Origin of the sequence: Geothrix sp. SG200 (assembly GCF_022808935.1) — a bacterium.
Lineage (GTDB): Bacteria > Acidobacteriota > Holophagae > Holophagales > Holophagaceae > Geothrix > Geothrix alkalitolerans.
Window position 1 is genome coordinate 443,782 of record NZ_JAKZFR010000002.1, and the last position, 26,306, is coordinate 470,087.

General features: G+C 68.8%; 25 protein-coding genes and 1 tRNA gene. 13 read left to right on the forward strand and 13 right to left on the reverse strand.

The window, feature by feature from the left end:
* Positions 1–6: 6 nt before the first annotated feature.
* Both ML539_RS07425 and tatC read left to right on the forward strand, forming a co-directional pair.
* Positions 7–213 (forward strand): twin-arginine translocase TatA/TatE family subunit, encoded by a 207-nt coding sequence (locus tag ML539_RS07425; RefSeq protein WP_243322120.1) that lies wholly within the window; start codon positions 7–9, stop codon positions 211–213.
* 63 nt (positions 214–276) lie between these two features.
* The gene (tatC, locus tag ML539_RS07430; RefSeq protein ID WP_243322122.1) at positions 277–1,044 is read left to right on the forward strand and encodes a twin-arginine translocase subunit TatC; all 768 of its coding nucleotides are present in this window, start codon (positions 277–279) and stop codon (positions 1,042–1,044) included.
* Here tatC and ML539_RS07435 read toward each other — a convergent pair.
* On the reverse strand, positions 993–2,114 hold the full coding sequence (locus tag ML539_RS07435) for a UDP-N-acetylglucosamine--N-acetylmuramyl-(pentapeptide) pyrophosphoryl-undecaprenol N-acetylglucosamine transferase (RefSeq protein ID WP_243322123.1): 1,122 nt from the start codon (positions 2,112–2,114) through the stop codon (positions 993–995). The genes tatC and ML539_RS07435 overlap by 52 nt on opposite strands.
* A gap of 187 nt (positions 2,115–2,301) precedes the next feature.
* Here ML539_RS07435 and ML539_RS07440 point away from each other — a divergent pair, with 187 nt between their 5' ends.
* Positions 2,302–3,051 (forward strand): electron transfer flavoprotein subunit beta/FixA family protein, encoded by a 750-nt coding sequence (locus tag ML539_RS07440; protein ID WP_243322125.1) that lies wholly within the window; start codon positions 2,302–2,304, stop codon positions 3,049–3,051.
* A gap of 47 nt (positions 3,052–3,098) precedes the next feature.
* Positions 3,099–4,070 (forward strand): electron transfer flavoprotein subunit alpha/FixB family protein, encoded by a 972-nt coding sequence (locus ML539_RS07445; protein ID WP_243322127.1) that lies wholly within the window; start codon positions 3,099–3,101, stop codon positions 4,068–4,070.
* Between the two features lie 142 nt (positions 4,071–4,212).
* Here the strand turns inward: ML539_RS07445 and ML539_RS07450 are convergent, their stop codons facing one another.
* The 4 genes from ML539_RS07450 to ML539_RS07465 form a co-directional block, all read right to left on the reverse strand.
* Positions 4,213–4,662 (reverse strand): DUF1569 domain-containing protein, encoded by a 450-nt coding sequence (locus tag ML539_RS07450; protein WP_243322129.1) that lies wholly within the window; start codon positions 4,660–4,662, stop codon positions 4,213–4,215.
* An 84-nt stretch (positions 4,663–4,746) separates the two neighbouring features.
* Positions 4,747–4,974, reverse strand: a complete 228-nt coding sequence (locus ML539_RS07455; protein ID WP_243322130.1) for a hypothetical protein — start codon at positions 4,972–4,974, stop codon at positions 4,747–4,749.
* 31 nt (positions 4,975–5,005) lie between these two features.
* Positions 5,006–5,728 (reverse strand): cyclic nucleotide-binding domain-containing protein, encoded by a 723-nt coding sequence (locus tag ML539_RS07460; protein WP_243285893.1) that lies wholly within the window; start codon positions 5,726–5,728, stop codon positions 5,006–5,008.
* A 24-nt stretch (positions 5,729–5,752) separates the two neighbouring features.
* A complete protein-coding gene (locus ML539_RS07465) occupies positions 5,753–6,289 on the reverse strand; it encodes a GAF domain-containing protein (protein ID WP_243322131.1) in 537 nt (178 codons plus the stop codon).
* 24 nt (positions 6,290–6,313) lie between these two features.
* Here ML539_RS07465 and lpxK point away from each other — a divergent pair, with 24 nt between their 5' ends.
* On the forward strand, positions 6,314–7,429 hold the full coding sequence (gene lpxK / locus ML539_RS07470; RefSeq protein WP_243322133.1) for a tetraacyldisaccharide 4'-kinase: 1,116 nt from the start codon (positions 6,314–6,316) through the stop codon (positions 7,427–7,429).
* On the opposite strand, the gene btsR is transcribed toward lpxK, so the two are convergent.
* Both btsR and ML539_RS07480 read right to left on the reverse strand, forming a co-directional pair.
* Positions 7,361–8,074, reverse strand: coding sequence for a two-component system response regulator BtsR (gene btsR, locus ML539_RS07475; protein ID WP_243322135.1), 714 nt, complete (start codon positions 8,072–8,074; stop codon positions 7,361–7,363). The genes lpxK and btsR overlap by 69 nt on opposite strands.
* Entirely contained in the window at positions 8,071–9,753 is a 1,683-nt protein-coding gene (locus ML539_RS07480) for a sensor histidine kinase (RefSeq protein WP_243322137.1), read from the reverse strand. Before ML539_RS07480 ends, btsR begins: the two co-directional genes overlap by 4 nt.
* 333 nt (positions 9,754–10,086) lie before the next feature.
* Between ML539_RS07480 and ML539_RS07485 the strand changes: the two genes are divergently transcribed.
* From ML539_RS07485 to ML539_RS07510, 6 genes are all read left to right on the forward strand, one after another.
* The gene (locus tag ML539_RS07485) at positions 10,087–11,367 is read left to right on the forward strand and encodes an ABC transporter substrate-binding protein (protein WP_243322140.1); all 1,281 of its coding nucleotides are present in this window, start codon (positions 10,087–10,089) and stop codon (positions 11,365–11,367) included.
* Between the two features lie 72 nt (positions 11,368–11,439).
* On the forward strand, positions 11,440–12,318 hold the full coding sequence (locus tag ML539_RS07490) for a branched-chain amino acid ABC transporter permease (protein WP_243383785.1): 879 nt from the start codon (positions 11,440–11,442) through the stop codon (positions 12,316–12,318).
* Between the two features lies 1 nt (position 12,319).
* Positions 12,320–14,275: a branched-chain amino acid ABC transporter ATP-binding protein/permease gene (locus ML539_RS07495; RefSeq protein WP_243322144.1), complete on the forward strand. Its 1,956-nt coding sequence runs from the start codon at positions 12,320–12,322 to the stop codon at positions 14,273–14,275.
* Positions 14,276–14,286: 11 nt separating this feature from the next.
* Positions 14,287–15,003 carry an ABC transporter ATP-binding protein gene (locus ML539_RS07500; RefSeq protein WP_243322146.1) on the forward strand — a complete coding sequence of 239 codons (717 nt, stop codon included), beginning with the start codon at positions 14,287–14,289 and terminating at the stop codon, positions 15,001–15,003.
* 47 nt (positions 15,004–15,050) lie between these two features.
* Positions 15,051–15,125: transfer RNA gene (locus ML539_RS07505), tRNA-Gly, on the forward strand.
* Between the two features lie 127 nt (positions 15,126–15,252).
* Positions 15,253–15,798, forward strand: coding sequence for a peroxiredoxin (locus ML539_RS07510; RefSeq protein WP_243322147.1), 546 nt, complete (start codon positions 15,253–15,255; stop codon positions 15,796–15,798).
* 280 nt (positions 15,799–16,078) lie between these two features.
* Here ML539_RS07510 and ML539_RS07515 read toward each other — a convergent pair whose 3' ends face one another.
* Genes ML539_RS07515 through ML539_RS07535 form a run of 5 tightly spaced genes read right to left on the reverse strand, consistent with a single transcriptional unit; the run spans position 16,079 to position 21,638 of the window.
* Positions 16,079–17,188, reverse strand: coding sequence for a hypothetical protein (locus ML539_RS07515; RefSeq protein ID WP_243322149.1), 1,110 nt, complete (start codon positions 17,186–17,188; stop codon positions 16,079–16,081).
* A complete protein-coding gene (locus ML539_RS07520) occupies positions 17,185–18,003 on the reverse strand; it encodes a helix-turn-helix domain-containing protein (RefSeq protein WP_243322152.1) in 819 nt (272 codons plus the stop codon). Before ML539_RS07520 ends, ML539_RS07515 begins: the two co-directional genes overlap by 4 nt.
* On the reverse strand, positions 18,000–18,983 hold the full coding sequence (locus ML539_RS07525) for an AAA family ATPase (protein ID WP_243322154.1): 984 nt from the start codon (positions 18,981–18,983) through the stop codon (positions 18,000–18,002). Before ML539_RS07525 ends, ML539_RS07520 begins: the two co-directional genes overlap by 4 nt.
* On the reverse strand, positions 18,980–20,233 hold the full coding sequence (locus ML539_RS07530; RefSeq protein WP_243322156.1) for a response regulator: 1,254 nt from the start codon (positions 20,231–20,233) through the stop codon (positions 18,980–18,982). Before ML539_RS07530 ends, ML539_RS07525 begins: the two co-directional genes overlap by 4 nt.
* Before the next feature lie 40 nt (positions 20,234–20,273).
* A complete protein-coding gene (locus tag ML539_RS07535) occupies positions 20,274–21,638 on the reverse strand; it encodes a bifunctional type I 3-dehydroquinate dehydratase/shikimate dehydrogenase (protein WP_243322158.1) in 1,365 nt (454 codons plus the stop codon).
* A gap of 197 nt (positions 21,639–21,835) precedes the next feature.
* Here ML539_RS07535 and ML539_RS07540 point away from each other — a divergent pair, with 197 nt between their 5' ends.
* Entirely contained in the window at positions 21,836–23,173 is a 1,338-nt protein-coding gene (locus ML539_RS07540; protein WP_243322161.1) for an anaerobic C4-dicarboxylate transporter, read from the forward strand.
* 59 nt (positions 23,174–23,232) lie between these two features.
* On the opposite strand, the gene ML539_RS07545 is transcribed toward ML539_RS07540, so the two are convergent.
* Positions 23,233–25,008 carry an anion permease gene (locus ML539_RS07545; protein ID WP_243322163.1) on the reverse strand — a complete coding sequence of 592 codons (1,776 nt, stop codon included), beginning with the start codon at positions 25,006–25,008 and terminating at the stop codon, positions 23,233–23,235.
* Between the two features lie 149 nt (positions 25,009–25,157).
* Here ML539_RS07545 and ML539_RS07550 point away from each other — a divergent pair, with 149 nt between their 5' ends.
* A complete protein-coding gene (locus ML539_RS07550; RefSeq protein WP_243322165.1) occupies positions 25,158–26,213 on the forward strand; it encodes a tartrate dehydrogenase in 1,056 nt (351 codons plus the stop codon).
* The last annotated feature ends 93 nt before the right edge of the window (positions 26,214–26,306 follow it).

A 26,306-nucleotide genomic window follows, 5' to 3' on the forward strand; every position in this document is an offset into this window, starting at 1 on the left:
ACCAACATGGGCAATCTCGGAATGATGGAAATCCTGCTGATCGGCATCGCGCTGCTGATTTTCTTCGGGCCCTCCCGCCTGCCGGAACTGGGCAAGAGCCTCGGCAAGGGCATCCAGGAATTCAAGAAGGCCAGCCGCGAGCTGACGGATTCCGTGAAGGAAGACGTCACCACCCCGCCGGCCGCCTCTTCCTCCGACAAGGACAAGCAGTAGGCCCCAGGCCCTCCACCGGCCGGTCTCCGCAGGGGGGCCGGCCTTTTCTCCCCGTTGAGGACCATGGCGCTTCCGGCCACGCCGCCCGACAAGATGAGCTTCTGGGAGCACCTGCAGGAGCTGCGGGTGCGGATCGTCCGATCTCTCGGCATCGTGGCCGTGGGCTTCACCATCACCTATGCCTACCGCTTCAAGCTCTGGGCCTGGGCGCAGAAGCCCTTCCTCGAGGCCATGGCGCGCCAGACGGGCAAGCCTGTCGGAAGCCTGGACCCCTTCGCCTTCACGGACCTCACCGAGCCTTTCTTCAGCATGATGAGGCTCTCGCTGTGGGCCGCGGCCGTGTTCTGCGCCCCCTTCCTCTTCTACCAGCTCTGGGCCTTCATCCGGCCGGGCCTGCTGCCCAAGGAACGCCGCCTCGTCATCCCCTTCGTCTTCGTCACCTCGGCCTGCTTCCTGGCCGGCTCCGCCTTCGCCTACTTCCAGGCTTTCAAGTTCCTGGGTGACATCCTCTTCCAGGAGGCCTCCCAGGCGGGGCTGCGCGCCAACCTGCACGCCTCGGACTACCTCGACCTGTTCATCTCCACCACGCTCATCACCGGGGTGATGTTCGAGCTGCCGGTCCTGTTCTTCTTCCTGGCGAAGTTCCGCATCGTGACCGCGCGTCTCATGCTGAAGTACTGGCGCCACGCCACCATCGCCATCCTCATCTTCAGCGCGTTCTTCACCCCGGGCGACGTGGTGGTGACCACCGTCTTCTTCAGCGTGGTCCTGCTGGGCCTCTACTTCATCTCCGTGCTGGTGGCCTGGGCCGCGGAACCCCGCGCGAAATAGGCCCCCAGGTCATCCAGACTGAGCCTCACGGCTAGGTTGGGCTCAGGTGGGACGAACATCCGCGCGTCCACGCCGGTCATGTGGAGCGCGAGGGACGCGCCGAGCCGGGCCGGAAACTCCGGGCCCTGCTCGACCACGGCGGCGCGGCCCTCCGAGGCCAGGGCCAGGGCATTCATGCGCTGGTGGTCATTGGCACTGGTCGGCAGGGGCACCAGGATCGCTCCCCGCCCTGCGGCCTTCAGCTCGGCGCAGGTGCTGGCTCCGGACCGGCTCAGGACGAGGCTGGCCGCCTCCATGGCCTCATCCATGCGGTGGATGAAGGGGACCAGCTCATGGCGGGGGTGGCGCGGCCGGTCCTTCAGCCGCTCGAACTCCGCGGGGCCGGCCTGGTGGAGCAGTTCCCACTCCGGGGCCTCCTCCAGCAGCGAAGGCGCGAGCTCCAACAGCGCTTCGTTGAGGGCCCGCGCACCGCCGCTCCCCCCCAAGATCAGCAGGCGGAAAGGCGGCTCCAGCGCCGATGCCGCCCGAAAGTCCCGCAGGAAGGCCTCTCTCACCGGCGTGCCTACCACCAGGCAGTCCGCCCCGGGAAGCAGGGAGCGCACGCCTTCGAGGCCGCACCAGACCCGCCTGGCCTTCGGAGCGAGGAGCTTCACCAGGGCGCCCGGCGCGGCATTGCTCTCATGCAGGAAGTAGGGGATGTCCAGGGCGCGGGCGGCGAGCAGGGCCGGAGCCGCGCCGTAGCCGCCGGTGCCGATCACGGCCCAGGGCCGGGCGGAGCGCCACAGGGTCTTCAGGTGAGCCGTGGCGCGCCAGAGCTTCCAGGCGGATCTCGCGGCCCGCAGGGGCGACCGACCCAGGAAACCCTCCACATCGAGCAGCACGTGCGGCCAGGGGCTGGCCGGCAGCTCCCGGGCCTCGATGCCCCGGCGGGCCCCCACGAAGGCGACGGGCCGCTGCGGCCACCGGCGGTGCGCGCCTTCCGCCAAGGCCATGGCCGGGAAGAAATGCCCCCCGGTTCCACCACCGGTGAGGACGAGGGCTCCTTCGAAGCTCGGCGTGCGATCGCTCATGATCCGACCACCATACCGGAAGGCGCCCTCTTCCTACCCAAAGGCAAGTGCAACTTACCTGAAGACAGATACGTGATTCCAGGCACAAAGATCCTCAAAGGCCGGTAAAGTGGAAGGTCACGCCGCGCTAGAATCCATTTTTCCGCCGGTTCCCACCGGCCTGTCCATGACGCATCAGGGAGCGCCCATGAAGATCCTCGTCGCCCTCAAACAGGTCCCCGATACTGAGACCAAGATCAAAGTCGCTGCGGATGGCAAGTCCCTCGATCCCGCGGACGTCAAGTGGATCACCAGCCCCTACGACGAGTACGCGCTGGAGGAGGCCATTCGTCTCAAGGAGGGCAAGGGCGCCGAGGTGGTGGCGCTTTCCGTGGGCGGCGACACCGCCAAGGATGTGCTGAAGAACGCCCTGGCGCTCGGCGCCGACAGTGCCGTGCTGCTGAAGGGTGACGGCCAGGGCGATGCCTTCGCCGTGGCCCAGATGATCGCGGCCTACGCCAAGGACAAGGGCTTCGACCTGATCCTCTGCGGCAACAAGGGCCTGGGAGGCGACAACGCCGCCATGGGCCCCATGCTGGCGGAGCTGCTTGGCATCGCCCAGGCCAACGTCATCGTGAAGCTTGAGCTCGGCGAAGGCACCTTCAAGGCCGAGCGCGAGATCGAAGGCGGCTCGGAAATCGTGGAAGGCGCCCTGCCCGCCGTGATCACTGCCCAGAAGGGCCTCAACGAGCCCCGCTATGCCAGCCTCAAGGGCATCATGGCGGCCAAGAAGAAGACCATCGAGGAACTGGATGCCGCCGCCGTCACCGCCGGCGCGCAGGTGAGCGCCCTGGCCCTGCCCCCCGAGCGCCCCGCCGGCCGCCTGCTGCAGGGCGACGCCTCCCAGCAGGCCCAGGCTCTGCTCCAGGCCCTCAAGGATGAAGCCAAGGTCTTCTAGCCGGTCCTCCTCCGCTGACTGATCCGATATTCGAAAGGACGACATCCATGATTCTCGTGTTCTGTGAACTGAAGGACGGCCAGATCCGCAAGCCCAGCGCCGAGGCTCTCAGCGAAGGCCGCCGCCTGGCTGACGCCTCCGGCAAGAAGGTCGGCGCCCTGTTCGCCGGCGCCTCCTGCGCCGGCGCCGCGGAAGCCGCCAAGTTCGGCGCGGACGTGATCCTCACCGCCGAGGGCGCCACCCTGGCCTCCTATTCCAGCGATGCCTTCGCGCAGCTGCTGGCGGACGCCGTGAAGGCCAAGGGCGCCACGGTGCTGCTTGCCGCCGCCACCGCGGTGGGCAAGGACGTGCTGCCCCGCGCCGCCGCGCGCCTGGGCGCCGGCTATGCCTCCGACGTCACCGGCCTCTCCATGGCGGATGGCAAGCTCCAGGCCGTGCGCCCGGTCTACGCCGGCAAGGCCTTCGCCACCACCACCTTCGCCAGCGCCGTGCAGACGGCCACCACCCGTCCCAACGTGTTCCCCGCCGCCGAGAAGGCTGGCGCCGGGGCCGTGGAAACGCTGGCCGCCCCCGCCGGCGACTTCAAGTCCGTGGTGAAGGAGATCCTCGCCAAGGCCGGCGGCAAGGTGGACCTCAGCGAGGCCAACGTGATCGTCAGCGGCGGCCGCGGCATGAAGGACGGCGCCAACTTCAAGATCCTGGAAGAGCTGGCGGACGCCCTCGGGGGCGTGGTCGGCGCCTCCCGCGCGGCCGTGGACGCGGGCTGGGGCCTGCCCCACAGCATGCAGGTGGGCCAGACCGGCAAGGTCGTGAGCCCCACCCTCTACATCGCCTGCGGCATCAGCGGCGCCATCCAGCACATCGCCGGCATGAGCGGCTCGAAGTTCATCGTCGCCATCAACAAGGACCCCGAGGCGCCCATCTTCAAGCTGGCGAACTACGGCATTGTCGGGGACCTGTTCGAGGTGGTTCCCGAGCTCACCAAGGCCGCGAAGGCCATGGGAATCGGCTCCAATTGATTCTCCGCGGGGATCCTGCGCCTGCGCGCACACCCCCCACCCCCTCGCGAAGGCCGGGCCGAGCCCGGCCTTCGCTCTGCCTTCCCCCATCTGCAAAATCGCCCGGCGGATGCCGGGCGATTTTGCAGATCGAAGAAGGGATTCAGACCCCGAACTGCCTCAGATGGTGGTCGAAGTGCTTGTAGATGAGGCGGCCCCACTGGTCGCCGCTGAGCCGGCCGAAGAAGGGGTGGATCCTGCCTTCGGTCTTCGCGGCGCCGCGCTGGACGACGCGGTCGATGAGGGTGGCCAGCCGGGTGCGCTCGGTCTCGAAGTCCTGGGCGCTCGACACCACGTAGATGGGATCGGTGGGGGAGTTGCGGCGGAAGGGCTTCTCCCCGAAGACCTGGCTCCGGATGAAGGGCGTGATCAGCTTCCCGAGGAGGAGCTGCTTCACCTGACGGTCGCCGAGGGGATCGCCCAGGGCGAGGGCGCAGTGCTTCATCATCTGGGCGGGATCCATCTTCCCCCACTGGCGCGCGGCGCCCGGCTCCAGTTCCGCGAACCGCCGGGCCAGGGCATCCCGGTCGGCCGGGTTGAACAGGGAATTCATCGTCGTTTTCCTCCACCAGAGAGCCGTTCGCGGCTCCAGAATGCCGCCCGGTTGCGCCGGACGGCATTCTGGAGATAGGAAGAGCTAAACAGGCTCGAACCCCTCATCGCGCAGGAAGTCCCGCGCGTCCTCGGGATCCCCGAACCGGGCGACGACCATGTCCCCCTCGTTCACATCCCCATCCATGGCATCCAGGCTGTTCCGCTCCCGGATGACGCATGCGCCGCCGATCTCGTCCAGGCCGAACTGCACCAGCTCCCGGATGACGCCGTGCTCATCCCGCCACAATTCGACGTGCAGGTCCGTACCCATGTCCACCTCCCGCGCTCCGTCCGGTGGAAAGTTAGCTCTTTTCGAAGAAGAGCACCACCATGCCGAAGCCCACGCGGTCCCCGTGCTTGAGCTCCCGGGGCTCGCCGGGCTGGATGCGCTCGCCCCGGACGAAGGTGCCGTTCGCCACGCCCGGCTCTTCCAGCAGGAAGTAGCGGCCATGTTCGCAGAGGATGCGGGCATGGCGCCGCGACACGCTGAGGTTGTGGTCCTCCTCGGTCAGGTCGATGTCGGGATGCACGCCCGTGGTCGGGTCGAAACGGCCGATGAGCGAGCCGTGGGCCAGGATGGGATGGGGCTTGCCGCTGAGCACGGACACCAGGTTCGCCACAGGCGTGCCCGCGGCCTTGGCCGGACGGCTGGCATCCAGCTCTTCCACCCGCTCGCCTAGCTCGCGATGCCGCTGCGCGAGGCGCTGCATCATCTTCACGGACACTTCGGGGTTCTGACGGATCATGCGCATGAAGGTGCCGCGGTTGATGGCGATGAGATCGGAATCCTCAAGCGCCAGGGCCGTGTGCTGGCGCGGCAGGGCCTCCAGCAGGCTTCCCTCTCCGAAGAAGTCTCCCTTGGACAGCTCTTCGGTCCACTCCCCCTTCGGCTCCTCTGAGACGTAGAGCCGGACGCGGCCCGCGAGGATGATGTACATCTGCTGGGCCATCTCCCCCTTGCGGAAGATGACTTCGCCTTCGCGGAAGCGCAGCTTGCTTTGATCGATGAAGCTGGGTTCAGCCATGCAGATCCCGGGGAGTGCCTTAGGTTAACCCAGCCCAGGCGATGGGTGAACCGCATCCGAGAAGACCCGGGCCATCAGATCTTCGAGAATCCTGGCTTCGTCCTCCGAAAACCCCCCGATGTGGGGTGAATCCAGGTCCAGAACCGCCCGGAGGCGGCCGCTGACCGTGATGGGTATCACGAGCTCGGAGCGGGTCGCATCGTCGCAGGCGATGTGGCCCGGGAATGCGTGGACGTCAGGCACGAGCTGGGTGGTGCCGGTCCGCGCGCAGGCCCCGCACACACCCCGCTCAAATGAAATGCGGAGGCAACCCATGCCGCCCTGGTAGGGACCGACCGCCAGCATCCGGTCGGCCACGCGGCGGTAGAACCCGCACCAGTTGGCCTGGGGCATCGTCTCCCAGAGGAGGCAGGCCAGGGTCGCCTGGAGGGCCACCTCGTCCGTCTCGCCCTCCAGGGCCGCCAGGATCTGCGGTACGGCCGTCCGGAGGCGCTCCACCCGCGCCGATTCAGGCAGCAGCGTGCCCCGCACCACCGGCTCCAGCAGGATCCCCTCGCTCATCACCACCTCCGCTACCCTGATGCCATGTCCATTCTGCGCTACATGGCCGCTCCGCTGTCCCCCTTGTACGGGATGGTCGTGCGCGCCCGTAACCGCAGCTTCGATGCTCATCCCGAGCGGATCTCCCGTGTCTCCGTTCCGGTGGTGTCCATCGGCAACCTCAGCGCCGGGGGTACCGGGAAGACGCCCCTCACCCTGCTCCTGGCCGAAGGGCTGGAGGCCGCCGGGTGGACCAATGCCGTGCTGTCCCGGGGCTACGGCGGGCGGCGGGACGTCGATCCCATGAGCGTGGAGGCGGATTCCGATCCCCGCCAGACCGGCGACGAGCCTCTGCTCATGGCCCGGCGCCTGGGCCCGGAACGGATGGTGGTGGGGCGGAAGCGGCACGCGGCCGCCCTCCGCGCCCTGGCCCAGCGCCCGAACTTGAGCTGCCTGCTGCTGGACGACGGTTTCCAGCACCGCGCCCTCCACCGGGACCTGGACCTGCTGGTGCTCGATGGCGTGAGGCTCTGGGGAAACGGACGGATGCTGCCCCTGGGCGACCTGCGCGAACCTGCGGACAGCGCCCGCCGGGCCCATGCGCTGGTGATCACGAGGGCCGCCCGGGTGAAGGATCGCGCGAGGGTCGAAGCCTGGTGGGCCCGCCATGGCAGCGGCGGACCTCTCTTCTGGGTGGATTTCAGCCTGGGGGCGCTGCGCCGGTGGGGCACGGGCGACCACAGCCCCCTGCCCCTTCCCGGGATGGGATCTGCCTTCGCCTGGTGCGGCCTCGGCCACCCGGAAGCGTTCTACGCCGACCTGCTGGTGGCCGGCCAGGCGTGGGCCGGCACCCACAGCTACCCGGACCACCAGGGCCCCTCGCCCGCCGGCCTGGCCTGGCTCCAGGCCAAGGCGCGGGATGCGGGCGCGGCCTGGCTCGTCTGCACCGAGAAGGACGCGGTCAAGCTGGGTCCGGGGCACCTCTCCGCGCTGGAGCTTCCCCTGTACGTGGCGGAGCAGCACGTGGTCGGTGGAGAGCCCCTGCTGGCCTGGGTGCTGACTGGCCTGGCCCGCCTGGCCGCCCGATCAGCCTCAGCGGATCAGCAGCCGCTCCTTGAGCTGGGGCAGGAACCGGCGGCTGACGGGCACAAGCTTCCCTGACCGGGTCCGGATGAGGGACGACGCGTCCTGGCGGAGGATCTCGTCGATCTGGCGGAGGTTCACCAGCACCTGCTTGTGGCACCGGGCCAGGGACGGCACCTTGGCCTCCAGGACCGTCAGGGTGAGTTCCGTGAGGAATTCGCCCTTCTCGGTCACCAGGTGGACGCCGCTTTCGCTGGACCGCACGAACTCGATCTCCGCCACATCCACGAGCTTGATGCCGTGCCCTGAAATACACGGGATCCGCTCGATGGACGGGCTGTCGTAGGTCGGCTTGCTCCCCTCCCGGAGGAACCGCTTCAGCTTCTCGGTGGTGCGGGCGAGCCGGTCCGCCTGGACGGGCTTGAGCAGGTAGTCCAGGGCGCTCTCCTCGAAGGCCTTGAGGGCGTACTCGTCGTAGGCCGTCACGAACACGACCAGGGGCATCACGTCCGGGTCGAGCATTCCCAGGAACTGGAAGCCGTCGATCTTGGGCATGTGGATGTCCAGGAACATCACCTCGGGCCGCATGGACTTCACCGCGCGCAGGGCCTGGATCGCGTTGGAGCAGGTGCCCAGCACCAGGTATTCCCCGGTCTCGGAGAGCAGCGTCTCCAGCTCCTCCCGCACGTGCATCTCGTCATCGACGATCAGGGTCCGCATCATGATGCCCTGGCCTCCTCCGCGGGGATGCGGATCGACACGCAGGTCCGCACATGGGGTTCGCAGGTCACGGTCAGGCCGGATCCCCCTTTCAGGAGGTTCCGGATGCGCTTCTCCACGATTCCGAGCCCGAGCCCATCCTTCCCGCGCTCCTTGCGCTCGAAGTAGGTTCCCGCGTCGTCCTCCACGTCGATCCGCGCGGCACCGTCCTCCCAGAACGCGTGGATGCGCGCCGATCCGGGCTCCAGCTTGTCGGCGATGCCGTGCTTGATGGCGTTCTCCAGGAGGGGCTGGAGGGTGAAGGTGGGCAGCTTCACCTGGAGGAGGGTGGGATCCACGTCGATCTCCACCGTCAGCCGCTCCTGGAAACGGGCCTTCTCGATCTCCAGGTAGGCGTTCACGTGCGTGAGCTCCTCCTCCAGGGTGGAGAACTCGGGGCTGCGCTTGAGGTTCATCCGGAAGAAGGTGGAGAGGTGGTTCAGCAGCTCCCGGGCCCGGTTCGCGTCGCGGCGCATGATGGCCTGGATGGTGGTGAGCGAGTTGAACAGGAAGTGGGGATTGATCTGGGCGTGGGCCAGCTTCAGCTCCGCCAGCACCAGCAGGTTCTTCTGCTCCTCGTAGCGCGCCCGGAGCAGCTGCGTAGCCAGGAGCTGCGCGAGCCCTTCGCCCAGGGTGCGGTTGATGCTCAGGAAGCGCTTGCTGGCGGGCTCGAAGAGCTTGATGGTCCCGATCACCTCGCCGTCCACCTGCAGCGGGATCACCAGCACCGAACCCAGCGGGCACTGGTCCGAGTACCCGCAGTGATAGGCCTCGTGCGCGCCGTCCATGAACTGGACATCCCGATGGAGGATGGCGCGGTGGCACTCGGGCGCGAGGGTCATGCCCGGCTTGTGGTGGTCCGATCCGAGGCCGACAAAGGCCAGCACCATCCGGGTGTCCGTGATGGCCACGGCCCCGACTCCCGTCTCCTCCAGGATGATCTTCGCGAGCTCCGGGGCCACGTCGGGCGTGAAGCCCTTGGCCAGGGGGCCCAGGGTCCGTCCGGCGATGCGGAGGGCCCGGGCCGTCGACGCGGCCCCCACCTGGTCATAGAGATCCCGACGGTCCCGCAGGATGCTCATGAAGATCGCGGCCCCCAGAGAATTGGCCGCGATCATGGGAAAGGCAATGGCCTGCACGAGCTGGAGGGCATCCGGGAAGGGCCGGGCCACCAGCAGGATGATGATCATCTGCAGGGCCTCCGCCACCATCATCGTGACCAGGGCCGTGAGGGGGCTGAGAGGACGTTCGGCCCCGTACCGCCGAGCCAGATAGAGGTGGACGACGCCGCCCAGCGCACCCTCCACCGTGGTGGACAGGCCGCAGGCGAGGGCCGTGAACCCCCCATAGAAGTACCGGTGCAGCCCTCCGGTGAGCCCCACCGCCAGCCCCAGGTACGGCCCCCCCACGAGCCCGGCCAGGACAGGCCCGATGGCGCGGGTGTTGGCCAGGGCCCCATGCACCGGGAGGCCGAGGTAGGTCCCCCCGATGGAGATCACCGAGAAGAAGAGGTACATGACGGCCTGGTCCCGGCGGGAGGTGGCCTCCAGGCGACGCATCCGGAACATGGGGGAGTTGCAGTAGGCGTAGGCCACGAACAAGAAAAAAGACGCCACCTGGATGAGGGAGAACAGCAGCTTCATGGTCCCTCCTTTCCTGTGGGTGCCCCCTACGATACCGGGTTCCCACCTCCCCCGAGCCAGGCGCGAACCACGGTCGGCAGGCCATTCCGACCGCTCCCGGCCGGATTCCGGCCGGACGGGAAGTCCCAGGAGCCGGTGGGCCACCTTTCCATCCCTCGCCCCCTCGGGCCCGTACGAACATGGGTGGCAGATCACCCCCTCCATCCCCACCTGACCGGCGCCCGGCCCTGTGGAAACCAAGGCGCCACCGCAGGCCGTCCGAGGTCCCACCCCCTGGCGCAACCTGCCATAATCCGTCCCAATTCCCCACAACCTGCTTCCAAGGAGACTCCCATGCTCAGGCAGACCCTCTATGGATCCCTACTCTTGGCCGCCTTCGGCCTCCACGCCGGGGACACCGTCAAGCTCGCCATCACGGGCCCCTTCACCGGCGGCTCCGCGCCCATGGGCGCCTCCACGCGGGATGGTGCCAAGCTGGCCATCGCGGAGATCAACGCCGCCGGCGGCATCCAGGTCGGCGGCAGGAAGATGAAGATCGAGATCATCGAGCGCGATGACGAAGCCAAGAACGAGCGTGGCGCCCTCATCGCCCAGGAGCTGGCCGCCATGGGCGACCTCTCCGGCGTCATCGGCACCGTGAACACCGGCGTATGCATGGCCGGCGACAAGCACCTCCAGGAGAAGGGCGTCACCAAGATCATCTGCCCCGCCGCGGGTTCCGCCTCCATGACCCAGTGGAGCAAGGCCGGCGTGAAGGACAACTCGATCTTCCGCTTCGCCGCCCATGACGGCATCCAGGCCGCCATGGTGGTCGAGGAGGCCATCAACCGCCACTTCACCAAGGTGGCCGTGATCTTCGACTCCACCAACTACGGCGTGTCCGGCCGCGACGACATGCTGAACCAGATCAAGCTCCAGGGGAACAAGCTCCAGGTCGTGGCCCAGGAGAAGTTCAACATCGGCGACAAGGACATGACCGCCCAGCTGCTCCGCGCCAAGGCCGCCGGGGCCCAGGCCGTCCTCATCTGGGCCATCGGCCCCGAGCTGGCCGCCGTGTCCAACGGCATGGCCAAGATCGGCATGAAGGCGCCGCTCATCGGCGGGTGGACGCTCTCCATGTCCAACTACATCGACAACGCCGGCAAGAACGGCAACGGCACCCTGATGCCCCAGACCTTCATCGAAGAGCCCATCACGCCCAAGGCGAAGGCCTTCATCGACGGCTACCACAAAGCCTACAAGGTGGACCGCATCCCCTCTGCCGTGGCCGCCGCCCAGGGCTACGACGCCGTGCTCATCTTCGCCGCCGCGGTGAAGCAGGCGGGCAGCACGGACACCCACAAGATCAAGGAGGCCCTGGAGGACCTGAAAGAGCCCGTGAAGGGCGTCATCGCCACCTGGAACCACCCCTACACCAAGTGGAATCCCGCGGACGTCACCACCCACGAGGCCTTCCGCCGCGAGCAGGTCGTGATGGGCATGGTGCAGGACGGCCGCGTGGTCTTCGGCAATGCCGCGGACAAGGCCCGCCTCATCAAGGAGGCCGCCGGCACCCCGGCCAAGGCCCCCGCCAAGCCGGCCCCCAAGGCCAAGGTCAAGGGCAAGACCAAGTAGACCAGCCATCACCGCACATCCCGGGGGGCTTCGGCCCCCCGCCTTTTCCGCCCCGCCCCGAGGGCCCCCGACATGAATCCTTCGATCATTGGACAGATGGCCGTCAGCGGTGCCCTCATGGGCCTCGTCTACGCTCTCATCGCCTACGGCTTCCAGCTCACCTACGCCACCAGCAAGAGCATCAACTTCGGCCAGGGCGAGCTGGTGATGGTGTCCGCCTTCTTCAGCCTCACCCTCACCAACCTGGGCCTGCCCTACTGGCTGATGGTGCCGGGGGGCCTGCTCTTCGGCGCCCTGCTGGGCCTGGTCGTGGAACGGGCCGGCGTGCGGCTGGCCCTGGAGCAGAAGAGCGAGGGCTGGATCCTGCTCTCCATCATCCTGGGCCTCTTCTTCTTCTCCGCCGCCGAGAACATCTGGGGACGCGACGACCGCCCCTTCCCCACCCCCATCTCCGCCGATCCCATCCATGTGTTCGGGGTGGATGTCACGCGGCTGGAGCTCTCCGTGGCCGTGGGCGTGCTCGCCATCATGGGCCTCATCGAGCTGTTCAAGCGCCGCACCCTGCTGGGAAAGGCCTTCGAGGCCGTGTCCGCGGACCGGGATGCGGCCGAGCTCATGGGCATCAGCGCCACGCGGACGGTGATGCTGTCCTACGCCTTGTCTGGCGTCGTCGCGGCCCTGGCGGGCATCCTCGTCTCCCCCATCACCACCGTGGGTCCCACCATGGCCTCCGCCCTCATCCTCAAGGCCTTCTCCGTGGCCGTGGTGGCGGGCCTGGACTCGGGCTTCGGCGTGGTTCTCATCGGCATGGCCCTGGGCGCGCTGGAGAGCCTGGCCAGCTTCTACCTCGGCAGCGGCTGGCGCGAGGCGCCCGGCCTCACGCTGCTGATCCTCGCGCTGGCCGTGCGCCCCACCGGCGTCTTCGGCAAGGCCGTCATCCGGAAGGTATGAGATGAAGCGCATCCTCTTCCTCCGCGGCGCGGAGCTCCTCGTCTTCGCCTTCCTCGCCACCATCCCCCTGATGGTGGTCAACCCCTACGCCCTGGGCCTGCTGACGCTGTTGGCCATCTACGGCATCCTGCTCATCGGCCTCGATGTCACCGTCGGCTACCTGGGCCAGGTGAACCTCGCACACGTGGCCTTCCTGGGCCTGGGCGCCTACACCGCCGGCCTGGTCGTCACCAAGCTGGGCCTTGGCCTGGTGCCGGCCCTTGGCGCAGCCACAGCCGTGGGCCTGGCCCTGGGCGGCATCCTCGCGCTGCCCGCCCTGCGCCTCGAAGGCCCCCAGTTCGCCCTGGCCACCCTCAGCTTCGCGGCCCTCAGCACCACGGCCCTCAACGAGCTGGAGAGTCTCACAGGCGGCGCCCAGGGCCTGAGCCTCACGCGCCCGGCCCTCTTTGGATTCGCGCTCACGCCGCCCATCTTCTTCTGGCTCTGCCTGATCCTGCTGGCCATGGTCTGGATGGTGATGCGGAACCTGCTGGCCTCCCAGTGGGGCCGGGCCTTCGAGGCGCTGCGCGACAGCCCCATCGCCACGGACGCCATGGGCGTGGGCACCTACTACCACAAGGTCGCCGCGTTCTCGCTGGGCTCCGGCCTCGGCGGGCTCGCGGGCGGGCTGTACGCCTTCAACTTCCAGTACCTCCAGCCCCAGAGCTTCGTCTACGAGCTGATGATCATCCTCCTGCTGGGCGTGGTGCTGGGCGGCCGCAAGAGCCTCTGGGGCGCCTTCGTGGGAGCCACCGTGGTGGTCCTGCTGCCGAACCTGCTCTCCAATGCCCTGCTGTTCCACATCTTCAGCGGAGCCGGGTTCGCCCTGGCCCTGGCGGCGGGTCTGCGGGGCCTCCTCAAGAAGACCACGCGGCCCTTCCAGGCGCTCGCGCCCGTGGTCGCCATGGGCCTCCTGGCCATCGGCGGCTTCTTCGTGGAGAACACGGAAGATTGGCGCAAGGGCATCTTCGCCCTGATGCTCTTCTCCGTGGTCGTGGGCCTGCCCGAGGGCCTGATGGGCTTCCTGGCCATCTTCCTCGCCAAGCTGTTCCGCGTGCCCCCCTCGCCCCTGCCGGAGCCTTCGGACCTGGAGACGGTCCTCCCGCAGCGCACCCAGGGCGACGGCTCCCTGCTCGTCCTGGAGGACCTCAAGCGACACTTCGGCGGAGTGAAGGCCGTGGACGGGCTGTCCATGCAGGTGCGCGCCGGCACGATCCACGGCCTCATCGGGCCGAACGGCTCGGGCAAGAGCACCGTGGTGAACGTGATCTCGGGCCTCTACACGCCCTCCTCGGGCAGCGTGGCCCTCCGCGGCGTCCCGCTGCCCCAGGGGAGCCTCACCCGGGTGGCCCGGGCAGGCGTGGCCCGCACCTTCCAGAACCTCCAGCTCTTCAGCGAGCTGACGGCGGTCGAGAATGTGATGGTCGCGCTGAAGGACGTTTACAAGATGCCCCTCCCCCTTGTGCTGCTGGGCTTCGCCCGCGCGCAGGAGCGGCGTGCGCAGGCCGACGCCCTCGCCCTGCTGGACCTCATCGGCCTCAAGGACCAGGCGCGCACCCGGGCGAAGGATCTCACCTACGGCGCCCAGCGGTTCCTGGAGATCGCCCGGGCCCTGGCCCGAAAGCCCGACCTGCTGATCCTCGACGAGCCCGCGGCGGGGCTCTCCCATCCGGACGTCCTCCAGCAGATCGAGATCATCAAGCGGGTCCACGCCCGGGGCGTCACCATCATCCTCATCGAGCACCACATGGATGTCGTGAGCGAGCTCTGCGACCAGGTGACGGTGCTGGACGGCGGCAAGGTCATCGCCGAAGGAGCCCCGGAGGACGTCAAGCGCCATCCCAAAGTCATCGAGGCCTACCTGGGCCAGGCCAGCGATTCCGCGCCTTCCGGCGGCGCCGAACCCCTGCCCGCGTGAAGGAGACCGGCATGCTCATCGTGGATGACCTTCATGCAGGCTACGGCGCCAGCGAGGTGCTCGTGGGCACCGCCCTCACCGTGAAGCCCGGCGCCGTGGTGGCGCTCATCGGCGCCAACGGCGCGGGCAAGACCACGACCATGCGCGCCGTCTCCGGCATGCTCCGCCCCTCCCGCGGGCGCGTCGTGCTGGACGGCAAGGACGTGCAGGGACTCGACGCCTCCCGCATCGCTCGGCTGGGCCTCGCCCACTCCCCGGAAGGCCGCAAGGTCTTCGGCCCCCTCTCGGTGGAGGACAACCTGCTGCTGGGCGCCTACGGCCGGCTGCCCAAGTTCCTTGGGTTCAAGTCGGGCGCCCAGGCCGATCTGGACCGTGTCTATGGGCTCTTCCCCCGCCTGAAGGACCGGGCCCGCCAGGCCGCCGGCACCCTCTCGGGCGGCGAGCAGCAGATGCTCGCCATCGGCCGCGCCCTCATGGCCCGGCCCAAGGTGATGCTGCTGGACGAGCCCTCCATGGGCCTCGCCCCGGTCATCGTGCAGGAGGTCTTCCGCACCATCCGCCGCCTGAAGGAGGAGGGCATCACGCTCCTCCTCGTCGAGCAGTTCGCGAAGAGCGCCCTCGAGGTGGCCGACTACGCCTACGTCATGGAGCGCGGCCGCATCGCCGTCGAAGGCACGCCCGAGGAGCTGGGGCGGAACGAGCGCGTCATCGCGGCCTACCTGGGCTGAGCAGGGCTGGCCTCCGGCCCGTCACTAGGCTAGGATGAATCCCTGCCGCGGGCGTAGTTCAGTGGTAGAACGTCAGCTTCCCAAGCTGAATGTCGTCGGTTCAATCCCGATCGCCCGCTCCAAAACAGAAGGCCCGCCGGATGGCGGGCCTTCTGGTTTGGAGATGGAGAAAGGCGGGAATTGATTTCCTGTCACGACATGTGAATCAGGGAATCCAAGGGACCGCAAGTTTCCACATGGGAGGTTTCGATGGCCGGTAGGAAACTGTCCACCCTGGCCCTGGTCTCGCTGGTCTCAGCCATCCCGGCCTTCGCGGCCCTGAAGGTCGGGGACAAGGCGCCCGATTTCCAGGCCCAGGCCTCGCTCGGAGGCCAGGTGTCCTCGTTCTCACTGGCCGCGGCCCTCCAGAAGGGGCCCGTGGTCCTCTATTTCTATCCGGCGGCCTTCACCCCCGGCTGCACCACCGAGGCCCACCTGTTCGCCGAAGCGGTGGGCACGTTCCACCAGCTCGGCGCCACCGTCGTCGGCGTGTCCCACGATGACATCGACAAGCTCAACAAGTTCTCCGTGAGCGAGTGCCGGGGCAAGTTCGCGGTGCTGTCGGATTCCGACCAGGCCATCATGAAGGCCTACGACGCGGTCCTGGCCGCCAAGCCGCAGCTCGCCAACCGCACCTCCTACGTCATCGCCCCGGATGGCCGGATCCTCCACGCCTTCACGGACCTCAAGCCCGACCAGCACGTGGCCAAGGCCCTGGCCGCCCTGCGACAGTGGAAGGGCCAGGCCGGCAGGTAGCCCGCGCCCTAGGGCCTGTTTTCAAAGTGGGGCGTGGCCGCGCAAGGGGCGCCGCCCAAGCGAGGCAAGGAAAGCGACGAAGGCGATGGTGGACCCATCGTCGAGGAGCTTGACGCAGCATCGCGCCGGGCGCCGCCCCTTGCCCTCCGGGACGCTGCCCAGCCGCACCCCTGGCTGCGTTGCCGGCCTCGAACGATGTCCCGCATCGCCCTTCGGTCGCCGCCTTGCCATGAGCGCGGCTGGGCAGCGTCGCGGCGGCGTCCCACTTTGAAAACAGTCCCTAGCCCTTCCCCTGCGACTTCATCTCCAGGAACCGCTTGGCTTCGCGGCGGAGGAGCTCGGCCACGTTGCGGTCCTTCATGAGCAGCTTCATGTCGCTCTCGAGCAGGCGCTTGAAGTGGGTCATGGCCAGGGGGAGCGGCGTGCGCGGGTTCAGGACCAGGGCCTTGGTGATGGTGTACTTCTTCATCCACTCACGGTTGCCCGCGATGATCCGGAGCACCTCGTCGTTCACGGTGCGCATCTGGGCGATGTAGGCCACCTCTCCTTCCGTGATGCGGCCGTTCCGCATGACGTTCACCTGGATGAGGCGGTTGGCCTCGCGGATGAGGATGGTGCGCTCCTCCTTGCCACCCTTGATGGCGAGCATGATCTTCTGGTTGGTCCGGAGCCTCGCCACCCGCTGGGAGAGGGTGAGGACGATCTCCTGGCCCTGGTCGTCCACCAGGGGCTTCTGCGCCAGCAGGCGCCGCTCGGCGGCCATCTCCTCGGATTCGAGCTCTGCCTCTGCCTCCTCCTTGGAGGTCTCCTTCGGCAGGGGCAGCTCCGCCCAGGCCTTGTCCAGGTGCCCGGCCTCCACCTCGTCGAGGATCTCCAGGCGCTCCTTCTTGACCTCCTCCGGAACCAGGCGCAGCACGTCGAAGCGGTACTCGTTCACGCGGCGCTTGATGACGTACTCGCCCTCGGGGTGCTCCTCCAGCAGGTCGAGGATCCCCGGCCGCTCCATCCACAGCACCTGGTTGTTCAGCACGATCTCCAATACCGAGCCCGGCAGGCTGGGCACCGAAGCTTCCACGATGGCCGCGGTCAGAGAGGGGTTCAGCAGGGCCTCTTCCAGAAGGGTCGGCTCTTTCCGGTGGCAGAGCACCAGCTGCAGGGGCCCAGGCGGCTCGACAGGCCCCAGCAGGACGCCCGCGAGCATGGATTCCGGCATGGAGGCGAGGCATTCGAGGGCCTTGGCCGTGTAGGGGGATTCCTGAAGCGCGGCATGGGCCAGGGCCTGGAGGAGGTCCTTCGTGGGCACAGGCAGGCTTCCGCCCACCAGGGTCATGGCCATGGGCTCGGGCAGGGTGCCCTGGAGGAAGCGTTCAACGATGGGATTCAGGCTCATGGCTCGGTTCCGTCTTCTTCGTCATCGGCCGGCTGGGGTTCCACCGGCGGGGGGGCGGGCGCTGCAGGCGGGCGCAGCCAGCGGCCCTGGGCATCGAACCGGCCGGACCAGGCCTCGCCCACATTCTGGCCGTGGGCGATCCGCACCCCGGCCACCTCCACGTTCACCACGCCCGCATTGTCGAGGCTGAGGGTGAAGGGGCCCTTCGCCCGCAGCCGCCAGGGTTCGGAGACCCGCAGCGTGTGGATCTGGACCTGCCCGCCGGTCTCCGGCGCGGGTTCCAGGCGCACCTCGCAGGTGTCCATGGCGCGCAGGCTGATCAGGATCCCCTGATCGTTGAGGGGGGCCTCCGGCAGGAGTTCGCCCAGCACCGGATAGGGGGAGTTGGACGGGGGCGGCGGCGGCGGCAGGGTGGCCTTGGGCAGGGTGGTCAGGTAGCTGGGGGCCAGCTTCCGGCCGAGGCTGGGACCGGGCACCACCAGCCAGGCCGCCACCAGGATCGAGGCGACGGTGAGGAGGCCCATGACGACGCGCTCCAGCCGCTCCTGCCGGGGGTCCGGCGCCGGCAGTTCCTGGGCCCCCGGTACGATCTGGAAGGCGCTCGTATGGAACTCCAGATCCACCCCCAGGCGCTCGGCCAGCTGGCGGGCCAGAGGCCGGGGACGTCCCGGCGGCAGGGAGGCCCAGTCGTCGGATTCGATGGCCTCAATGTGGCGCAGGGGCAGCTTCAGCTCCACCGCCAGGATCTCGCGGGACAGCCCCTTGGCCACACGTGCGTCCCGCAGGATCTGGCCTACGGTCTCGTCCTCTCTCATCCCGCCCATCCCACGGGCAGTTCCTTCAGCAGGCGGCCCAACTGCTCCCGGCGCTCGGCGCGATTGAGGCGCCGGTCGTCCAGGCTGCCCCGATGGGCCATGGTGTCCGCCAGGGTGGCCTGCAGGTCATCCGGCGTGATGAAATCGCGCCCCTCAAGCCAGGCTTCGGCCTGGGCCAGGCCAATCCAGTGCTTGACCGCACGGGTCGAGCAGAAGCCGCCGCCCGTCCGGATGCGCTCCACCATGCGCTCCGCGTAGTCCATCACTGCGTCGGACACCCGCACGGTCCGCACGGCGGCGCGGGCCTGGCGCCAGCCGTCCAGGTCCAGGGCCGGGCGCAGGGCGTCCAGGCGATCCGAGCCCGCCTCGCCCTTGAGGATCCGGCGTTCGGCCTCCCGGTCGGGGTAGCCCAGGTGAAGGGAGCAGGAGAATCGGTCCAGCTGGCTTTCCGGCAGGGGGAAGGTGCCGGCGTGATCCATGGGGTTCTGCGTGGCGATGACGAAGAAGGGGTCCGGCAGGCGATGGGTGCTGCGGTCCAGCGTCACCTGCCCTTCCACCATGGCCTCGAGCATGGCGCTCTGGGTCTTGGGTCCGATGCGGTTCAGCTCGTCCAGGAGCAGCACCTGGCAGAAGATCGGGCCGGGCTGGAACCGGAAGGTCTGGTCCTTGGCATCCCACAGGTGCACGCCCAGCAGGTCCGAGGGCAGCAGATCATTGGTTCCCTGCACCCGCTGGAAGCTGCCGCCCAGGATGCGCGAGAGACCCTTGGCCAGCGTGGTCTTCCCCACTCCCGGCAGGTCCTCCAGCAGCACGTGGCCGCCCGCCAGCAGGGCCGCGAAGGCGCGCCGGACCTGGGCATCCTTCCCCACCACCACGGCCTGGAGCGCGGCCAAGCCGGCCCTCACCGCCGGACGGACAGCCTCCGGCGACCGCGCGGGAGGGGCGACGACGGGAGGGGCCTGGGCTGGATCCTGGATCATGGGGCCTTCCGGGGCACAGAGCTGTCTCTATCTTCCAGAGGGATGCCATGGTCCCGCAAGCGCTGAGCCAGGCCGCGTAGGGTGAGTCCGAGTCCCTCCGCCGCCCGCGGCAGGTCGCCGTGGGCCTCGGCCAGGGCGCGCCGCAGCAGCTGGCCCTCGGCGGCGCGCGAGGCGGCCCGCAGCATGGACTCGAGCGGCCCCGGCTCGGGCCAGGGCAGGCTGAGGATGTTCGAGCAGCCCAGTTCCAGGTCCGGAAAGGCCCGGATGGCAGGTCCGTCCGAGAGGCCCAGGGCCCGGGCCAGCAGCGCCTCCAGCTCTCGCACGTTCCCCGGCCAGGCATGTCCGAGCAGCTGGCGCTCCGCCGTCCGCTCGAGCCAGGGCGCCGTCCGCCCTTCCAGGCGGGCGGTCCGCTCGAGCAGCGCCCGGGCCAGGGCCAGGAGGTCCTCGCGGCGCTCCCTCAGCGGGGGCACCCGGAGCTCGAGGGAGCCCAGGCGCTGGGCCAGCTCCGGTGGGAGCCGCGCGCCCTCATCCAGCCCGGCCATCCAGCGGAACCCCGCGCCGCCGGCATCGATGGCCCGGACCAGGGGCGCCACGGCCTCCGGCGCCAGATGCTCCAGCCCCGCCAGGTAGAGGCTCCCGCCCCGGACCAGCTCGAGAAGGCTGGGATCCGGGCCCTCCGATCCGAGGGTGGCGGCGGACAGGCTCAGGTAGGGGGCTCCGGGATGGCGGAGGGCGTGCAGGCGGCGGGCGCAGCGACCCTTCCCCGCCCCGTGCTCCCCCACGAAGAGCACTGGCAACGCCGTGCCAGCGGTCCGTCGCAGGGCCTGGTCCAGGGCCTGCATGGCCGCGCTGTGGGCGACCCAGGGTTCCGCGGGGTCTGGCGGGGGCGCACCCACCAGGGCCCGGAGGCGGTCCAGAAGAGCCAGGAAGGCATCCAGGTCGAAGGGCTTGGGCAGGAAGTCCTCCGCCCCCAGGCGCATGGCCTCCACGATGTCCCGGGGTTCCCCGAAAGCGGACATCAGCACCACCCGCAGGGCGGGATGCAGCTGCCGGGCACGCCGGATCAGCTCCAGTCCACTCATGCCCGGCAGCCGCAGGTCCGTCACCAGGACATGGGACGGCGCGGTCTCCAGGGCCCGCAGGGCCTCCTGCGGATCCGCCACCGCCCGCACCGACCAGGCCGAGCCCTCCAGGGCCTGGATGAGCAGGCGCCGGAAGCTGTCCTTGTCCTCGACCAGCAGAAGGTCCATGGGTAGAAGCTATCAGCTGTCGGCTATCAGCTGTCAGCTATCAGTCAGCTCGGCCGCAGTCCGCGATGAAGCGGCGGCTCTGGGCCTCGGCTTGGGCCTCGAAGAGGGAGGCGCCGGGCACCAGTGCCAGGCCGGCGTTCCGGGCCCAGGCCACGAACGCGGTGTCCTCCTTGTAGATCCACTCCACTGCCCAGCGTGCCGACGGCAGCGCGGCCTCCAGCAGATCGGGGAACGGCACGGGATCCTCGGCCTTCATGCCCAGGCTCGTGGCCTGCACCACGCCCACGGGCGCGAAAGCGGCCACCGCAGCGGGGCTGGCCGGCGCCTGGCGGGAGGCCTGCAGCACGGGCCGGCCCGCGGCCTCCAGCACCTGGCGGCTCGATCGCCCCACTCCGCCTCCGCCGAGCAGGAGCACAGGCCCGGAGGGGAGGTGCGACAGCGCCTGTCCAATCGCCTCCGCGTCCGTGTTGGCCCCGTTCCAGGGGTCGTCCGGTCCTCGCCGCCACAGCGTGTTCAGCGGGCCCTCCAGGCCGAGGGCCTCGGGCAGGGACAGCTTGAGGGGAGCGGTGATGCTGAGGCCGAGGACGCCGAGAGCCTCCAGGGCCTCCACGGCCTCGGCGGCCTCCCCGCACAGGAGCGGGACATACAGCAGGTTCCGGCCCGCCGCCTGGAACCGGGGATTGTGGAAGGCCGGGCCCCGGGAGTGGAGCACTGGATCCCCGATGACGCCGCAGATGCCGCAGTTGCGGGGCAGGTCCGCGCAGCGCCAGGCGCGGAGGGTGGCGAGTGGGAGCTGGCCCGGGGCCGCCGCGGGGCCGTCGTCCGGGGCCGCATACGTGAAGGCGCCGCCCCAGGCGGCCTGCAGGGTCCGGGTGGCGAGGCCCTTGGGGCCCATGAGGAAGGCCGAGAGGACGATGCCGAGCTCCCGGGCCCTGGCGAGGGCAGGCCTGAGCCGGCCGCCATCCCCGAGGCACCCCGCCCAGCCCACCCACTTGAAGGCATCGCCTTCGGGGAGGGCCGCCAGCCGCTGGTCCAGGTCGAAGACGCCGGGCGCCACATGCACCGAGCGCAGCAGGCCCACCCCAGGCCGCGCGGCCTGGAGCTCCGCGGGAACCGGCAGGTCCCACTCCAGGTCCACCCAGGCCGGTCCGGCCGCCACAGCCTCCAGCAGGCGGGCCATCCGTCCCGCCTCGTCCTCGTCCGCCCAGCGGCCGCCCTCGGATCGCCGTCGGCAGGTCGCGAGGCAGCGGCCCCCGAGCGCCCGGACCAGCTCTCCAGGATCAGCCTCGGGAAAGAGGTCCAGCCTCAGCTCTGGCAGGGCATTCGGACCCAGGCTGCGGGCGCAGGCAAGGGCCTGGTCCCAGGTGGCGTGGGTCAAAGTCACCAGATGGAAGGGGAGGGGCATCACCGGGAGGCGCTCACAGCTCATCGTAGCCTGCCCCGGAGCCGGCGCGGGACGGGCCTGGCGCCCTGCTTCCAGCCCGGGGGAAGGTTTACCAACTAAAGAAAGTGATGACAGCGACCATTCATTACCGATCGGTCTGCTACGCTCGCCGGGCGAGGGGTTGAAAAACCCAACCCCCTCGATCTCAAGGAGAATGCATGTTGTCCCCCGCGTTGATGTTCTGGATCCAATTCATCCTGGTCCTGGGCGCCATCCTGATCGGCATCCGCAAGGGCGGCGTCGCCCTGGGCCTCATCGGCGGCCTGGGCGTGGCCGTGCTGGTGCTGCTGTTCCGCGTGGCCCCCGGCACCCCGCCCGTCGACGTGATGCTCATCATCCTGGCGGTGGTGACGGCCTCGGCCACCCTCCAGGTGGCCGGCGGCCTCGACTACCTGGTGCAGCTGACGGAACGGCTGCTCAGGGCCCACCCCAAGTACGTGACCATCCTGGCTCCGCTCTCCACCTTCTTCCTCACGGTCTGCGTGGGCACGGGCCACGCGGTCTACGCGCTGCTGCCGGTCATCTCCGACGTGGCCCTGAAGACCCGCATCCGGCCCGAGCGTCCCATGGCCATCTCCAGCGTGGCCTCCCAGATGGGCATCACCGCCAGTCCCGTGGCCGCCGCCGTCACCACCTTCCTGGCCATGGCCGCCAAGAACGGCCACCCCGTGGGCCTCTTCGACATCGTGCGCATCACCCTGCCCGCGGGCGTCATCGGCGTGCTGGCCGCCGCGGCCTGGAGCTTCAACCGGGGCAAGGAGCTGGACCAGGACCCCGAGTTCCTCGAGCGCATGAAAGATCCCGAGTTCGCCAAGGGCCTGGAGGGCGACGTCACCACCCTGGACAAGGTGATCCCCTTCAAGGCCAAGCTCTCCGTGGGGCTCTTCTTCGCCGGCGTGCTCACCATCGTGCTCATCGCCCTCAAGCCCGGCCTGCTCCCCGTGGCGAACGGCAAGCCCATCCCCATGACCACGGTCGTGCAGGTCATCATGCTGGCCTTCGGCGCCTTCATCCTCTTCGCCACGGAAGTGAAGGCCCCCGAGATCGCTCGCTCCAGCGTGTTCATCGCGGGCATGATCGCCGTCGTTTCCATCTTCGGCATCGCCTGGATGAGCGAGACCTTCATCAAGGCCAACGAGGGCTACCTGGTGGCCCACATCAAGGCCATGGTGCAGATGGCCCCCTGGACCTTCGCCATCGCCATGTTCGCCGTGTCCGCCTTCGTGAAGAGCCAGGCCGCCACGCTCACGATCATGCTGCCCTTCGGCTACGCCCTGGGCCTGCCCACGCCCCTGCTGCTGGGCCTCATCCCCGCCAGCTACGCCTACTTCTTCTTCGCCTTCTACCCCAGCGACCTCGCCGCCATCAACATGGACCGCACCGGCACCACGCAGATCGGCAAGTACCTCCTCAACCACAGCTTCATGATCCCCGGCCTCATCGGCGTCAGCGTCTCCACCTGCGTCGCCTTCGGGTTGTCGAAACTCTTCGCCTGAACACCGTTCCCCTACGAAAAAAGCCCCGCCGTGGCGGGGCTTTTTCGCAGGTGGAACAGCTACCAGAGGCCCAGGACCTTCCACCACAGGCCGCCGAGGCCCACCCAGATGATGATGTTCACGACGCTCACGATGAGACCCGTCCGCCACCAGGTGCCGAGCTCCACATAGCCGGTGCCGAAGAGCACCGGCGCCGGACCCGTCCCGTAGTGGGTCATCCCCGCGAAGAGGTTGCTGAAGAAGGCGAGCACCAGGGCCGCCAGCACGGGCGGCGCGCCGGCCACGATGGACACGCCCAGGAAGGCGGCGTACATCGAGGCAACGTGGGCCGTGTTGCTGGCGAAGAAGTAGTGGCTGTAGAAGTAGACCAGCGCCAGAACGAGGAAGGCGAGGATCCAGCCCTTGCCCGCCACCATGCCGCCCATGGTCTTGCTGAACCAGGGCACCATGCCCAGCTTGTTGAGGAAGCTGGCCATCATCACCAGCGCCGCGAACCACACGAGCGTGTCCCAGGCGCCGGTTTCGGCCTTGATGTCGTCCCAGCTGAGGATGCCGGTGATCAGGAGCACGGCGAGGCCCGCCAGGGCGGAGGTGGTGGCGTTGAGGTCACCCAGCTGCTTGGCGAAGATCCAGAGGACCAGCAGCATCACGAAGACGCCCAGCATCATCCACTCCTGGCGCTTGACGGGTCCGAGCTCCCGCAGGTGGCTCTTGGCCATCTCCACGGCCTCCGGCGTCTCGGTGATCTCGGGCCGATGGAGGCGGTAGATGATGAACGGGATCAGCAGCAGCGCCACCACGCCCGGAACCACCGCCGCGAGGGCCCAGCCCACCCAGGTGAGGTTCACCTTGAGGTCGCCCGCCAGCTTCTGGGCCAGGGGGTTGGCGGCCATGGCCGTGAGGAACATGGCGCTGGTGATGCAGTTCACCTGGTAGGCCGTGAGTGTTAGGAAGGAGCCCATCTTGCGGGCAGTGCCGTCGCCGGGGTTACTGCCGTAGGCGCGGGCCAGCGAGGCCATGACGGGCATGACGATGCCGCCTCCCCGGGCGGTGTTGCTGGGGATGGCCGGCGCGAGCACCAGGTCGGTGGCCGCCAGGCCGTAGCTCAGGCCCAGGGTGCGCTTGCCCAGCAGGGCCATGAAGGTGTAGGCGATGCGGGCGCCGAGGCCCGTCTTGATGAAGCCCCGCGAGATGAAGAAGGCGAGGACGATGAGCCAGATCACCACATCCGAGAAGCCGCTCATGGACTCAGCGATGCTCAGTGTGCCCGTCAGGGCGGTGGCGGCGATGCCGATCATGGCCACGGCGCCCATGGGCAGGGACTTGAGGATGATGCCCACGATGGTCGTCACGAAGATGGCGAAGAGGTGCAGCCCCTTCACCCAGTCGGCCTTCCGCTTGGCCTCGGCGTCGGCCTTGGCCTTCGCGTCGGCCGCGGCCTTCACCTGCGCATCGGCTTCCGCCTTGGCTTTGGCCTCGGCTTCGACCTTCGCCTTGGCCTCCGCTTCCGCCTTGACCTTGGCTTCCTGCTGGGCCTTGGTCAGCGGTTTGGCGGGCGTCGTCGCGACGGCCGTGACCAGCGCGGCGGCCGTGACCGGCGCGACGGCCGGCGCGGCGGGCTTGGCCGCAGGCTTGGGTGTCGCAGCAGCCGCGGGCTTGGGCGCGGCGGGCTGGCCCGTGAAGACCTTGGCGTCCGGCACCGGCACAAGGGCCGGCAGGCCGAGGTAGAGGATGAGACCGAGGGCGAGCGTGGCGACGGCTTGGACAGGCTTGGCGCCCTGCCACCCGGACGGGCCGGCGGCCGGGGCTGTTCCGGAATCGGAAGCGTGGCTCATGAGGAGCCTCCATGGCTTGGGATGAGGGTGGAATTTCCGGTGCGTAGTCTACCCCCAAGTCGCATAGTTAAAAGAGGTATCTGCCTGGACTTCGGGCCCATTGATCCGCACGATTGATACATTTGCATCTTTCTTCACAGGAGGACCCCATGCGAGACCTGAAGATCGCGGTCATTCCCGGCGATGGCATCGGCAAGGAAGTGGTGCCGGAGGGCATCCGGGTGCTGGAGGCCGCCGGGCGGAAGCACGGGCTCCGTTTCGCCTGGGACACCTTCCCGTGGAGCTGCGAGTACTTCCTCCAGACCGGCCGCATGATGCCCGAGGACGGCCTCGACCGGATCCGCCATCACGACGCCATCTTCCTCGGGGCCGTGGGCTTCCCCGGCGTGCCCGACCATGTCTCGCTCTGGGGCCTGCTCATCCCCATCCGCCGCGGGTTCAAGCAGTACGCCAACGTGCGCCCCGTGAAGCTCATGCCCGGCGTGCCCTGCCCCCTGGCGGGCCGGCAGGTGGGCGACATCGACTTCATCGTGGTGCGCGAGAACAACGAAGGCGAGTACTCCAGCATCGGCGGTCGGCTCTACGAGGGCACGGACCAGGAGATGGCCACGCAGCAGACCGTGTTCACCCGGCAGGGCGTCGACCGCATCCTGAAGTACGCCTTCGACCTGGCCCAGAAGCGGTCGAAGAAGCACCTCACCTCGGCGACGAAATCCAACGGCATCGCCATCACCATGCCCTACTGGGACGAGCGGGTGAAGGCCATGGGCGCGAAGTACCCCGAGGTGAAGGTGGACCAGTTCCACATCGACATCCTCTGCGCCCACTTCGTGCGCAACCCGCACTGGTTCGACGTAGTGGTGGGCTCCAACCTCTTCGGCGACATCCTCTCGGACCTGGGCCCCGGCTGCACCGGCACCATCGCCATCGCCCCCAGCGCCAACCTGAACCCCGAGCGCGAGTTCCCCTCCATGTTCGAGCCCGTCCACGGCTCGGCCCCGGACATCTACGGCAAGGGCATCGCCAACCCCGTGGGCCAGATCTGGGCCGGCGCCATGATGCTGGACCACCTGGGCTTCCCCGAAGCCGCCGCCTCCGTGGTGGCCGCCATCGAAAAGGTGCTGGCCACGGGCCCCCGCACGCCCGACATGGGCGGCACAGCAAGCACCTCCGACATGGGCAAGGCCATCGCCGACGCGGTGTGACTCCGATTCGCCTTCCATGATGAAAGCTTCACCACAGGAACCCGGAGCCTGGGCGCTCGGGAGGTGCTGTGTCCCAGCGAGAAGCCTGGGCGA